This is a genomic window from Pseudonocardia sp. P-1, assembly GCF_058111925.1.
On sequence record NZ_CM176614.1, the window covers coordinates 2,144,332 to 2,156,112 of the forward strand.

Genomic DNA, 11,781 nt, shown 5'->3' on the forward strand with positions numbered 1-11,781 from the left:
CCGGTCAGCCCGCCCGCGACGTCGTCGACACCCCGGCCCAGCGATTCGGCGGTGTCCCCGACGCCCTGCGCGGCCTCGCCGACGCCGTTTCCGACCTTCTTGACCGGCCCCTCGGACGACGCCGATACGACCTCGGCCCGATCGGCCTTCGTCGCGGCGCCCGAACCCGCACCCGAACCCGCGCCCGAACCCGCGCCGGAGCCCGCGCCGTCGCCGGGGCCCGGCTCGCCGCCGGTCAGGCCGGCGACGCCGTCGGCGGCACCGGACACGGCACCACCGAGCTTCTCCCCGGACCCGCGTCCCGGCCGGGTGTGCTGCCCGGCCCGCGGGCCGAGGCGCCCTCCGGCCCCTCGGCCCGCGGCCGGGTCTCGTCCAGCGGGCCCCGCGGGTCGGGCGGGCCACCGGTGCCGACGTCGTCGCGCTCGCGGTCCCCGGCGGTCTCCCGGCCCCCGGCCAGGACCTCGGGGTTGCGGCGCACCCCGGACGGCTCCGGGTTGGCGGGATCCTCGCCGCGGGCGAGGGCCAGCACGTCGTCGGAGACCTTCTCGGTCTCGTCGCCGTCGCCGGGCAGCGGGGCGGTGCGGGCCCGGTCGATGCCGTCATCGATGGCGGCCAGCCGCTCCGCGCAGGCGTCGCGGTTGCGGGCGCGCAGGTCGCGCTGCTCCTCCAGCGACGCGGCCGCGGCCATCTGGTCGGGAGTCCGGCGGGTGGCCGGCGGCAGGTCGGCGACGATCCGGTCCATCTCGGCGAGCTGCTGCTCGGCGGCGGCCAGCGCGTCCACGGCGTCCTGCCGGGACGTGTAGACCTGCAGCTGCGACTGCAGGGCGGCGCGCTGCTGGAGCAGGGTGTCGCGCTGCTGCTGCAGCTTCGCGACCGCGGCCGGGGTGCGGTCCGACTCGTGCGCGGACGCCTGCCAGGTCCGTTCGCTCGCGTTGAGCGTCCCGAGCTTGTCGTCGAGCGCCGCCAGCGCGATGCGGGCCTGCCCGGCCCACTGGTCGGCGGTGCGGTCCTGCGGCGCCGGGGCCCCGGTCACCGCCGGCGAGGTCGTCAGCGCGTACCCGCCGAGGAGCACGGCCGTCGCCCCGATCAGGGCCAGCGTGCGCCGGTGCCGCAGCGGGCTGCGCGGGGCACGCAGCGGTCCGGGTCGGTCCGGGCCCGCCGACGCGGCCTGCCGCGCCACCACGGGACGACGGGTCGCCGTCCCCCGCCGGGCGGGCTCCACACGCTCGTCGGCCTCGACGGCCTCGGGCTCACGCAGCCACGGCAGCGTGTCGGCGAGCCGCTGGTCCCCCGCCGCCTGTGCCGCGGCCCGGCGGACCTGGCGGGCCGCCAGCCGGTGGGCGGCGGAACAGTAGCGCCGCTGTGGACGGTCGCCGGACACGTCCCCCGTGGGCTCCAACGGTGCGTCGCACCCCTGCAGGGCGCATGTGCGCAGCGAGTCCTCCACCGAGCGTCCTCCCGACCTAGTGATCGCGTGCATCCCCATGTCGCGGCGATCGGTCGACATGTTTCGCCCAACGGGCGAAATGCAGGGCTGAACGGACGATGTTCACTCGGACGGTCGCGTGCGATCGATAAGCGGTCACGCTATGCCACACCAGGAACGGCGACGGCCGCCGTCCCGGGTGTACCGGTGACGGCGGCCGTCGGTGTAGGGCGGAGCGGGTCGGCCCCGGTCAGTAGGTGGGCTGCGACGGGTCGATCTGCTTGACCCAGGACAGCACCCCGCCGCCGACGTGGACGGCGTCGCGGAACCCGGCCTTGTGCAGCGCGGCGAGGGCCTCGGCGGACCGGCCGCCGGACTTGCAGTGCAGCACGACCGGCTTGTCCTGGGCGATCTCCGACAGCGCGGCACCGGACAGGATCCGGTCCTTCGGGATCAGGACCGAGCCCGGGATCTTCACGATCTCGTACTCGTGCGGCTCGCGGACGTCGATGAGCTGGAACTCCTTGCCCGCGTCGATCATCTGCTTGAGCTCGCCGACGGTGATCGTGCTGCCGGCGGCCGCGTCCTGTGCCTCCTGCGTCACGGTGCCGCAGAACGCCTCGTAGTCGATCAGCTCGGTGATCTTCGGCGTCTCCGGGTCCTTGCGGATCTTCACCTGCCGCCAGGTGGTCTCCAGCGCGTCGTAGATCACCAGGCGGCCGAGCAGCGGTTCACCGATCCCGGTGAGCAGCTTGATCGCCTCGTTGGCCATGATCGAACCGATCGACGCGCAGAGCACGCCGAGCACGCCGCCCTCGGCGCAGGAGGGGACCATCCCGGGCGGCGGCGGCTCGGGGTAGAGGTCGCGGTAGTTGAGGCCCTGCCCGTTCGGGGCGTCCTCCCAGAAGACCGACGCCTGGCCCTCGAAACGGAAGATCGAGCCCCAGACGTAGGGCTTGCCGAGCAGCACCGCCGCGTCGTTCACCAGGTAGCGGGTGGCGAAGTTGTCGGTGCCGTCCAGGATCAGGTCGTAGTCCCGGAAGACGTCCAGCACGTTCTCGCTGGTGAGGCGCTCGCTGTGCAGGCGGACGTCGACGAAGGGGTTGACCTCGCGGATCGAGTCGCGGGCCGACTCGGCCTTCGGGCGGCCCACGTCGGACTGGCCGTGGATGACCTGACGCTGCAGGTTCGACTCGTCGACGACGTCGAACTCGACGATGCCCAGGGTGCCGACGCCCGCGGCGGCCAGGTACAGCAGGGCGGGCGAGCCGAGGCCGCCCGCGCCGACGACCAGCACCTTCGCATTCTTCAGGCGCTTCTGCCCGTCCATCCCGACGTCGGGGATGATGAGGTGGCGGCTGTACCGCTCCACCTCGTCCTTGGTGAGCTCGGCTGCCGGCTCCACCAGTGGCGGTAGCGCCATCTTGTCCACTCCTCGCGGGTTGCGTGCGGGTCTCAGGGCGTCTCAACGCGCCACGTGCGCGTCATCTTCCCGCACCCGCTCCGACCGGCACCGTGTCCCACAGCGCGGCGACGGCGTCGGCCACCGCCGCGGGCCGCTCGATCTGCGCGACGTGCCCGGCCCGGGGCAGCACCAGCAGCCGCGCCCCGGGCAGTGTGGCCGCGGTCCGCGCGGCCAGCCGCGGGGACACGATGCGGTCCTGCTCGCCCCACACCACCAGCGACGGCACCCGAACCCGGGCCATCCGGCGCCAGATCTCGCGCCCGGCCCACAGCCCGAGCAGACCGCGGGTGGCGCCGTCGGTGGCCGCGCCGGCCCAGGGCAGCGTCGCGCGGTGCTCGTGCTCGGAGATGAGCTCCTCGAGCCGGCGGGCGGAGCCGCGCTGCGGGTCGGCGAAGCAGACCTTCACGATCCGCTCGGCGCGGGTCCGCAGCGGCTCCTCGGCCAGCGCCCGCCGCGCGCCGCGCCCGAGCAGCGGCACCATGGCCAGCGCCATCCGCGGGTCCGACAGACGTCGCGGGTCGGGGCGCCGGTCCGGCACCGCGGGCGAGACCAGGGTGAGGCTGCGGACGAGCTCGGGACGGCGGGCCGCCACCGTCGTCGCGATCACGCCGCCGAGGGAGTTGCCGACCAGGTGCACCGGGCGGTCACGCCCGGCCAGCCAGCACAGCAGCGCGTCCGCCATGCCGTCCGGGCCGAAGTCGGCGACGGCGGTCGGCTCGGACAGCCCGAACCCGGGCAGGTCGACGGACAGGCCGGCCGCCCGTGGTGCGAGGAGCCCGGCGAGGTCGGTCCAGTTCGTGGCCGACCCGGCGAGCCCGTGGACGTAGACGGCGTCGGTGTCGCCGGAGCCGGGGGTCTCACGCACGTGCAGGGTGACCCCGCCGGAGGTGACCGCGCGGCCCGGCCACGGCGGGCGCTCCGCCGCGGCCCGTTCCGCGGCCGCCGGTCCCGCGGTGCCCGGGGACGTCGCGGCACCCGGCGCCGTCACCGGGGCGGGCACGGTGACGGGCGGGTGAACGGACATCGACGGGGCGGCGACCATCCGACCAGCATGACGTGTCGTGCGCGTCACCCGCCGCGCCGGGTGATCCCCGTCTCGCTGTGATCACCGTCCGCATCCGGCGCTCCACGGAGCGCAACGAGATCGCCCGCCGGACGTTGTACCCCGTGGACGACGCGACGGAGGAGGTGGGCATGGGGCGGATCGCGGGATCGGCCGCGGCCCGGCTTGCCGGTTTCGGCGCCGCGTCGGTGCTGGTGTTCACCGCGGCCTGGACGGCGGGCGGTGCGGTGGGCACCCTCTCGGCGACCCCGGCCGCCGACACGCGGGCCGGCGGCGACCCCGGCGACGAGCGCGGCGACGACGGCGTCCTCGCGGCCGGCCTGGCCACCGGCGACGCGACGACCGGCGCGGGCGGCGTGCTCACCACCGCGGCCGGCTACACCCTGACCCCGGTCGGGACCGTCCACCCCTGGAGCGAGCCCACCGAGGTCGCGTTCACCGTGACCGGTTCCGACGGCGCCCCGGTGACCCGGTTCGACGCCCCGTCCGACGGCTCCGGGGTCATGGACGTCGCCGTGCTGCGACGCGACGTCGCCGGCTACATGCGGCTGCGCGCCACCCAGGGCCCCGACGGCGTGTGGCGGGCGCCGGTCCGGTTCCCCGGCCAGGGCGTGTGGCGGCTGTACGCCGGGTTCACCCCGACCGGCGGCCCGCACCTGGACCTCGGGGCCGACCTGCACGTCCCCGGTACCTACGGTGCCTTCACCTTCCCGTCCGAGAACCGGGCGGGGCTCTGCGGGGGCAGTGACCAGCAGGTCCGTCTCGACGGCGCCCTGGTCCCCGGCGGGGAGTCCCGGCTGTTCGCGACGGTGGGGCGCGACGGCACCCCGGTCACCGACCTCGAGCCCGTCGACGGCGGCGCGTTCGGCCGGATGACCGCGGTCCGCCAGGGCGACCTGGCCCGGTTCCCGGTCCGTCCCGAGATCACCGGCGCGGCCGCGACCGACCGGTCCGGCCCCGGGGTGGCGTTCGCGGTGTCGGTCCCCGCCCCGGGCAGCTACCGGCTGTTCCTCGACTACCGCTCCGGCGGTGTGCTGCGGTCGTGCGAGTTCACGCTCCCGACCGCCCGGGGAGCTGACGGCGGTTGCCTCCGGTCCTGCGGGCCGTCGCCCCGCCGGTGGCGGCCCTGCTCGCCCTGCTGCTGCCGCTCGCCGGCCCGGCACTCGCCGGCGCGGCGTGGGCCCCGCCCTGCGCGGCGGCCGCCCTGCTGGTCGCCCTCGCCGTCGTCGCGACGACGGGGCGCCCCGGTCTGCGCGTCGCCGGGCGTGGGCTGCGGGAGGGCACGGTGACCGCCGAGACCGGCGTCGCGGCGGCCGTGCTCGCCGCGCTGGGGTGGCCGGCCGCGGTGCTGGCCGTCGCGGCGGTCTCGCCCGCGGGTCCGGGCGCGGTGCCGGCCGACCCGCTCGCCGGGCCCGTCCTGCTGCCCGGCGCCGCCGCGGTGCTGACCGTCGTCGCGGCCGCGGTGCAGCGCACCGGGCGCCCGGCCGACGGGGATACCGACGAGGTCCGCGCGGGCCTGCGCACCGTCGCGGACCGGTGGAGCGCCCTGCTCACCCCGCCCGCGGCGCTGGCCGCGGTCGCGGTGACCGCGTTCGCGGCGGGCACCGGCACCCCGTGGCCCGTCGCGGTCCCGGCCGGGATCGCGGTGCTGGTCGGGGCCTGCCCGGTGCCGCTGCTGGCCGCGTTGCCGGCGGCGCTGCGGGCCGCGGACCGGGCGGGCGGGGACACGGTGCGGCTGCCGTCGCCACTGCCCGGGCGTCGCGAGCCGGTGGGCTGGACCGGGCCCGCGGGCGGCCCGGGACTCGTGGGCCGGGTGGACACCGTCGCGCTGGCCGGGCCGGACGTGCTGACCGGCACCGGCCCCGGGACGGTCACCGTGCACGCGGGACGGGGCGAGGACCCCGCGCTGGTGCTGCGGCTGGCCGCGTCGGTCGCGGCGGGCGCGCGGCCCGGGTCGGACCTGCGCGTCGCGGCGCGGGCGCTGGCCGACGCCGTCGACGGCCCGGTGCCCGACGTCGCCGAGGCCGACGAGCAGCCCGGCCTCGGGGTGTCCGGCCTGGTGGCCGAGCTGCGGGAGCCCGGCCCGGGCGACGGCGGCGCCACGGCGACCGTCGTCGCGCACGCGGTCCTGCTCGGCGGCCCGGACTGGCTGGCCGAGCACGGGATCCGGGTGCCCCCGCCGCTGTCGGCGGAGCGGGAGCGGGCGGTAGCCGAGGGCCGCGCCGTCCTCGTCGTCGCCTGGGACGGGTGCGCCCGCGCCGTGCTCGCGCTGCCCCGGGCGCCGCACCCCGCGGCCCGACCGGGGGTGGCGGAACTGACCGCGGCCGGGGTCGCGCCGGTCCTGCTCACCCCCGACGACGACGGCGCCGCCCGTGCCCTCGCCGCGGCGTCCGGTCTCGACCCGGCCGACCCCGACGCCGTCCGCCCGGGGCTGGACGCGGCGGCGCGGGCCGCGGCCGTCGCCGGGCTGCGGGTACGCGGCCGCACGGTCGCGGTGGCGGCCGACCCGGCCACCGACGAGGCCGCCCTGGCCGCCGCCGACCTGGCCGTGGAGCTGGTGCCCTGGCCCACCGACGACGGGGCCGGCCCCGGGTCCGAGGACGGTCCGGGCGCGCGGCCGGACCCGGTCGTGGTGCCCGCACCCGGATCGGAGAGGATCTGCGCCCGTGGCGGCCCCGCCGAGGTGGCCGCCGCCCTGCTGATCGCCCGCCGCGCGCGGGCCCAGGTCCGCGCGTACGTCCGTGCGGCCGTGGTGCTCGCCGTCGCCGGCGTGGTCCTCGCCGTGCTCGGGACGCCCGCGGTCGTGGTGGCCGCCGTGCCGGTCCTCGGTGCGCTCGGGATCGCCGCCCGGGGCCCGCGCCGCCGATCGTGAGAGGTTGTCACCCTTCTGCGGAGAAGCCCGTTCACGGATCGTTCGTCAACGCGGTTACCTGCTAGTAGGGTATTCCCACGACGGGTGAGAGGTAGGGGGCCCATGACCGGAACCGCCACGCCACGGGGCGCACGACTGTCCCGCGGTGCGCGGCGCGCCCAGCTGCTGCTGGCCGCCCGCGACGTGTTCGCCGACCAGGGCTACCACGCCGCCGCGATGGACGACATCGCCGAGCGGGCAGGCGTCTCCAAGCCCGTGCTGTACCAGCACTTCCCCGGGAAGCTGGAGCTGTACCAGGCGCTGCTCACGACCTACGCCGAGGAGCTCGTCGAGCGGGTCTCCAACGCCATCGAGCGGACCGAGCACAACAAGGAGCGCGTGCAGGCCGCCGTCGCGGCGTACTTCGACTTCGTCGCCGGCGAGGGCAAGGCCTACCGCCTGGTGTTCGAGTCCGACCTGCGGGGCGACCCGGAGGCCGCGGCGCTGGTGGAGAGCGCGCTGGACCGCTGCATCGACGCGGTCGCCGGCGCGGTCACCACCGACGCCGGGCTGGACCAGGACCGTGCGCGGCTGCTCGCCGTCGGTCTCGTCGGGCTGAGCCAGGTCGGCGCCCAGTTCTGGCTGGACTCCGACCAGCGGGTCCCGCGCGACGAGGCCGTGGCGCTGATGGCCTCGCTGGCCTGGCGGGGCATCGCCGGGTTCCCGAAGCAGGGCCTCGACCAGATCTGACGGCCCGGCCCCGGCGGCGGGGCGGGCGGCTCAGGCCGCCTGCTCCGCGCCGGCCCGGCGCACCAGCGCGGCGATCCGGCCGGTGACCCCGCCGACCCGCTCCACCGGGAGCATGTGCCCGGCGCCGGGGAACACGGTCAGCTCGGCGCGCGGCAGGCTGCGGTGGATCCGCCGGGCGAACCGCGGCGGTGTGAGCCGGTCCCGGGTCCCCACGAGGATCTCCACCGGCAGCGACGAGAACGCCGCCAGCGCCTCGTCGCGCTCGTGGGTGGTGAGGGTCGGGGTGAACCCGGAGATCGTCGTCGGGCGGCAGTCGGCGATCGCCTCGCAGGTCGCGCGGACGGCGAGCCGGTCCGGCCGGGTGCCGAGCAGCAACGGCTGCAGCGCGGCCCGCAGCAACGTGGGGTGGGTCGACAGCGCCCGGCGCCCGGTCCACAGCGGGCTGACGGTCACCTTGTCCTTGCCGGCCAGGAACATCTTCGCGGGCCGCCCGGTCATCCCGAGCGTCGCCGCCGCCCCGAGGCCGCCGCTGGCGGTCGCGACGAGCGCGACGCCGGTGACCCGGGACGCGACGAGGTCGGGGTGGCGCTGGGCCAGCGCCATCGCCGTCATCCCGCCCATCGAGTGCCCGGCGATCACCAGCGGCCCGGTCGGGGCGAGTCGGGTGATCACCTCGGCCATGTCGTCGGCGAGGACGTCGAGGGTCTTGAGCTCGTCGGGGGTGTCGTCGGAGCGGCCGTGCGCGCGGTGGTCGTAGCGGATCACCCGCGGCGCGGGGCCGCCGCCGGGCGCACCGACGGCGAGGGCGTCGGCGACCGGGGCCCAGCAGCGCTCGTCGAGGGTCCAGCCGTGCGCCAGCAGCACCGTGACCGGCGCCGACTCCGGGCCCGAGACCCGGGCGAACAGGCCGGTCCCGTCGCGGGTGACGATCCGTGTGCTCATCGCGGGATGCCTCCTCAGATCAGGTGGGCGCGCTTCCACAGGGTCTCCGTCGGGCCGCCGACGATCCCCTGCTCGCGCAGGAACGGCACGAGCTTGCGCGAGGACCAGCGCAGCATCTCGTGGTGGTGCGGGTTGGCCAGCGCCGCCTTCCGCCCGACCGCCGGGTCGATCCCGACGCTGCGGTAGACCTCGGGGTGGACGAGGTTGCGGGCGACGACGAACGCGATCCGCGCGGTGAGGTAGCGGGCCCAGGCGCGCTCGGCGCGGTTGGTCCTCGGCATGATCCGCTGCAGCTCCTCCCGGGCGTAGCGGACGTGCCGCGCCTCCTCGGTGACGTGGATCTTGTTGATCATGCGGGACAGCGGCTGGACGCGCTCGTCGCGCATGCCCTCCCGCTGGAGCTGGTCGAGGATCTCCTCGACGTAGAGGGTGCCGGCGAACATCGCCGGGCCGGTGCCGATGGTCTTCATCAGCCGGCCCTGCTCGTGGGTGAGCCGGCGCGGGGCGTAGTCCGGCACGCCGTAGCGCTCGGTGGCCTTGGCGAACATCATCGAGTGCCGGCACTCGTCGGCGATCTCGACCAGCGCGTACTGGATGTGCGCGCGACGCGGGTCGCGGTCGTAGGCGTAGCGCAGCAGCATCTGCATCAGGATCATCTCGAACCACAGCCCGATCCGGGCGACGCTGCAGAACTCGTGCACCGACAGCGTGATCCGCTGCTCCTCGGTGAGGCCGTCCCACAGCGGCGTGCCGTAGAGCGACACGCGCTCGGGGACGATGCCGTACCTGCCCTCGACCAGCGGGGCGTCCCAGTCGATGTCGATCGACGGGTCGTAGGAGGTCGTGACCGAGCTCTTGAGCAGCCGTCGGGCGGTGTCCTCGCGGTCGGCGAGGTTGGTCTTGCTGCCGGTGCGGGCGGGAGCGCTCATCGGTCGCGCCTTCCTGCTGGGAGGGGCCTGCGGTGGCGGGTTCCACACCCGGAACCCTTGCTGTTACCGCCGGTAACGGTTACCACTGGTAACGTGCCCCAGGACGCGAGGGATGTCAAGCCGGACGCGCGCAGCCGCCGACGGGAGGAACGGCGGACCGAGATGGTCTCCGCCGCCGTCGAGGCGATCCGCGAGCACGGCCCGGGGGTCTCGGTCGCCCAGATCGCGGCCGCGGCCGGCATCACCAAGCCGGTGCTCTACCGGCACTTCGCCGATCGCGCCGACCTGCAGCGGGCCGTCAGCGAGCACGCCGCGGACATGCTGATGCAGCGGATCTACCCGGTGCTGGCGATCGATGCCGAGCCGATCGAGCACGTCGCCGCCGTCATCGACGCCTACCTCGGGATGATCGAGGACGAGCCCCAGCTGTACCGGTTCGTCGTCGCGAACCCGGCCGAGCCGGTGCCGGGCGCCGAGATCGCGCAGGACGTCCGCGGCCAGATCGGCGCCCTGCTGACCACCCTGTTCGGGGAGCGGCTGCGCGCCGAGGGCCGCGACTCCGGCGGCGCCGAGGCGTGGGCGCACGGGATCATCGGGATGGTCCAGACCGCGGGCGAGTGGTGGCTGGAGCGCCGGACGATGAGCCGTGACGCGCTCACCAACTACCTGTCCGCGCTGATCTGGGGCGGGATCGCCGGCGTCGCCGGGATCGACTCCCCCACCGCGAACGCCGACATCCTGCGGCTGGTCCCCGAGCCGCAGGTGCACGACGCCTCGGGGCGCGACCGGTGAGCGGCGACCACGATCACGACGAGGGCTACCGCGGCCCCGCCACCCTGGTGCTCGACGGGGAGACCGTCGACGTCGAGGTGCTGCTCGACGCCCGGCACGAGCCCTTCGACGGCAGGCTCCACTGGTCCGGCCGGGTCGCCGCGCACCCCCGGCTCACCGCGCTGCTCGGCAGCCGCGGCGGCACCGCCGAGGTCCGGACGCCCGGGCACGCGGCCGTCGGCACGCTGTCCGAGCCGGACGTGTGGGACCGGTTCCGGATCACCGGCACCGGCAGGCCGCCGTTCGCGCTGGACGGGCCGCCCCCGCCGGAGACCGACTGACCCGCGCCCACCGGGCCCGGACACACGTCGGGCCCGGTCCCGCGGACGGGTACCGGGCCCGGACGACTCCGTGTGCGTTCAGCCGCTGAGGCCGAACCCGACCCGGCGCTCCTCGGTCGGGCCGATCTCCACGTACGAGATGCGCGCGACCGGGACGACGTAGCGACGGCCCTCGTCGTCGGTGAGGTCCAGCAGCCCGTCGTCGGACTTCATCGCCCCGCTCACGAGCTGGGCCACCTCGTCCGGCGTGCGGTCGCTGGACACCACGAGCTCCCGCGGGGTCTCCGCGATGCCGATCTTGACCTTCACCGGTGGTCCTCCCGATCCGTCACTTCTGATCACCTTGCCCTCGCCAGGCTAGTCCAGATCGGGCCGGAGCATCGGCGAGCCGGGAGCGGACGGCCGGGCCGGGGCTCAGGAGAGTCCGAGCCTGCCCATCCGGCGGCCGTGGGCGGTCTGCACCGTCCGGATGAGCCCGGCCACGCCGCCCTTCTCCCCCGAGCCGAGCACGATGAACTCGGCGAGCTCGTCGCGCTCGGCGACGACCCGCTGGGCGTGGGTGACGGCCTCGCCGAGCAGCCGCCTGCCCCACAGGGCCAGCCGGTCGCGCTGCGCCGGGTTGGCGGCGCAGGCGGCCTGCACCTCGCGCTCGGCGAAGGCGGAGTGCCCGGTGTCGGCGAGCACCCGCTGCACCAGGTCGCCGGTGCCGGGGTCCACCCAGCCCGCGACCTCCCGGTAGAAGTCGGCGCCGAGACCGTCGCCGAGGTAGGCCTTGACCAGCGACTCCAGCCAGCTCCGCGGGGCGGTCGAGGCGTGGTAGCTGTCGATCAGCGCGACGAACGGCGCCATCGCGTCGGCGACGGCGATCCCGCTGCGGCCCAGGTGGTCCTCGATGAGGCGGAAGTGGCCGATCTCGGCGGCCGCCATCGTCGACAGCTGCGCGCGGCCGGCCAGCGTCGGCGCGGCCCGGGCGTCCTCGGCGAGCCGGTCGAACGCCGACAGCTCGCCGTAGGCCAGCACGCCGAGCAGCTCCACGGTCGCGGCCGTCGGCGCGTCGCCTCCAGTGGTCATGACCACCACCCTAACCGGGCCGTACGGGCCCGCCGGGCGGCCCGCGACGGCCACCCGGGCCACGGGGCGAGAGAACTCACCACACCCGGCGACGCCCGCGCCGTCGTGTTCGCGCGCCGCGGCGGGTACCATGCGGGCAGCGCGTCACCGGATTTCGGGCTCATGGAACTCC

The 11,781-nt window shown here is 76.1% G+C and carries 12 protein-coding genes; 5 read left to right on the forward strand and 7 right to left on the reverse strand.

Translation table 11 applies throughout. From position 1 onward, the window contains the following. Positions 1–235: 235 nt before the first annotated feature. From AC0GKK_RS10265 to AC0GKK_RS10275, 3 genes are all read right to left on the reverse strand, one after another. Positions 236–1,447: a hypothetical protein gene (locus AC0GKK_RS10265; protein ID WP_489883686.1), complete on the reverse strand. Its 1,212-nt coding sequence runs from the start codon at positions 1,445–1,447 to the stop codon at positions 236–238. Positions 1,448–1,676: 229 nt separating this feature from the next. Next, positions 1,677–2,849: an adenylyltransferase/sulfurtransferase MoeZ gene (moeZ, locus tag AC0GKK_RS10270; RefSeq protein WP_489883687.1), complete on the reverse strand. Its 1,173-nt coding sequence runs from the start codon at positions 2,847–2,849 to the stop codon at positions 1,677–1,679. Positions 2,850–2,910: 61 nt separating this feature from the next. Beyond that, positions 2,911–3,933, reverse strand: coding sequence for an alpha/beta fold hydrolase (locus AC0GKK_RS10275; RefSeq protein ID WP_489883688.1), 1,023 nt, complete (start codon positions 3,931–3,933; stop codon positions 2,911–2,913). 125 nt (positions 3,934–4,058) lie between these two features. Here AC0GKK_RS10275 and AC0GKK_RS10280 point away from each other — a divergent pair, with 125 nt between their 5' ends. From AC0GKK_RS10280 to AC0GKK_RS10290, 3 genes are all read left to right on the forward strand, one after another. Continuing rightward, complete coding sequence (locus tag AC0GKK_RS10280; RefSeq protein WP_489883689.1) at positions 4,059–5,243, forward strand: DUF8832 domain-containing protein; 1,185 nt, start codon at positions 4,059–4,061, stop codon at positions 5,241–5,243. A gap of 770 nt (positions 5,244–6,013) precedes the next feature. Then, positions 6,014–6,826 (forward strand): HAD family hydrolase, encoded by an 813-nt coding sequence (locus tag AC0GKK_RS10285; RefSeq protein WP_489884005.1) that lies wholly within the window; start codon positions 6,014–6,016, stop codon positions 6,824–6,826. Between the two features lie 102 nt (positions 6,827–6,928). Then, on the forward strand, positions 6,929–7,555 hold the full coding sequence (locus AC0GKK_RS10290) for a TetR/AcrR family transcriptional regulator (RefSeq protein ID WP_062400521.1): 627 nt from the start codon (positions 6,929–6,931) through the stop codon (positions 7,553–7,555). 30 nt (positions 7,556–7,585) lie between these two features. Here AC0GKK_RS10290 and AC0GKK_RS10295 read toward each other — a convergent pair whose 3' ends face one another. Both AC0GKK_RS10295 and AC0GKK_RS10300 read right to left on the reverse strand, forming a co-directional pair. After that, positions 7,586–8,497, reverse strand: a complete 912-nt coding sequence (locus tag AC0GKK_RS10295) for an alpha/beta fold hydrolase (RefSeq protein ID WP_405419099.1) — start codon at positions 8,495–8,497, stop codon at positions 7,586–7,588. 14 nt (positions 8,498–8,511) lie between these two features. Then, a complete protein-coding gene (locus AC0GKK_RS10300) occupies positions 8,512–9,426 on the reverse strand; it encodes an AurF N-oxygenase family protein (RefSeq protein ID WP_179760983.1) in 915 nt (304 codons plus the stop codon). 93 nt (positions 9,427–9,519) lie between these two features. Here AC0GKK_RS10300 and AC0GKK_RS10305 point away from each other — a divergent pair, with 93 nt between their 5' ends. Together AC0GKK_RS10305 and AC0GKK_RS10310 are read left to right on the forward strand one after the other, a co-directional pair. Next, positions 9,520–10,218: a TetR family transcriptional regulator gene (locus AC0GKK_RS10305; protein ID WP_405419100.1), complete on the forward strand. Its 699-nt coding sequence runs from the start codon at positions 9,520–9,522 to the stop codon at positions 10,216–10,218. Continuing rightward, entirely contained in the window at positions 10,215–10,538 is a 324-nt protein-coding gene (locus AC0GKK_RS10310) for a DUF4873 domain-containing protein (protein WP_062400515.1), read from the forward strand. Before AC0GKK_RS10305 ends, AC0GKK_RS10310 begins: the two co-directional genes overlap by 4 nt. Before the next feature lie 78 nt (positions 10,539–10,616). On the opposite strand, the gene AC0GKK_RS10315 is transcribed toward AC0GKK_RS10310, so the two are convergent. Beyond that, entirely contained in the window at positions 10,617–10,847 is a 231-nt protein-coding gene (locus AC0GKK_RS10315) for a DUF3107 domain-containing protein (RefSeq protein WP_073578315.1), read from the reverse strand. 105 nt (positions 10,848–10,952) lie between these two features. After that, positions 10,953–11,609, reverse strand: coding sequence for a ferritin-like fold-containing protein (locus AC0GKK_RS10320; protein WP_020625914.1), 657 nt, complete (start codon positions 11,607–11,609; stop codon positions 10,953–10,955). Positions 11,610–11,781 lie beyond the last annotated feature (172 nt).

What these genes read in the sequence shown, in the direction of transcription:
- moeZ (WP_489883687.1), bottom strand. Translation starts at nt 2,849, where the DNA reads ATGGCGCTACCGCCACTGGTGGAGCCGGCAGCCGAGCTCACCAAGGAC.
- AC0GKK_RS10275 (WP_489883688.1), bottom strand. Translation starts at nt 3,933, where the DNA reads ATGGTCGCCGCCCCGTCGATGTCCGTTCACCCGCCCGTCACCGTGCCC.
- AC0GKK_RS10295 (WP_405419099.1), bottom strand. Translation starts at nt 8,497, where the DNA reads ATGAGCACACGGATCGTCACCCGCGACGGGACCGGCCTGTTCGCCCGG.
- AC0GKK_RS10290 (WP_062400521.1), top strand. Translation starts at nt 6,929, where the DNA reads ATGACCGGAACCGCCACGCCACGGGGCGCACGACTGTCCCGCGGTGCG.
- AC0GKK_RS10300 (WP_179760983.1), bottom strand. Translation starts at nt 9,426, where the DNA reads ATGAGCGCTCCCGCCCGCACCGGCAGCAAGACCAACCTCGCCGACCGC.
- AC0GKK_RS10320 (WP_020625914.1), bottom strand. Translation starts at nt 11,609, where the DNA reads ATGACCACTGGAGGCGACGCGCCGACGGCCGCGACCGTGGAGCTGCTC.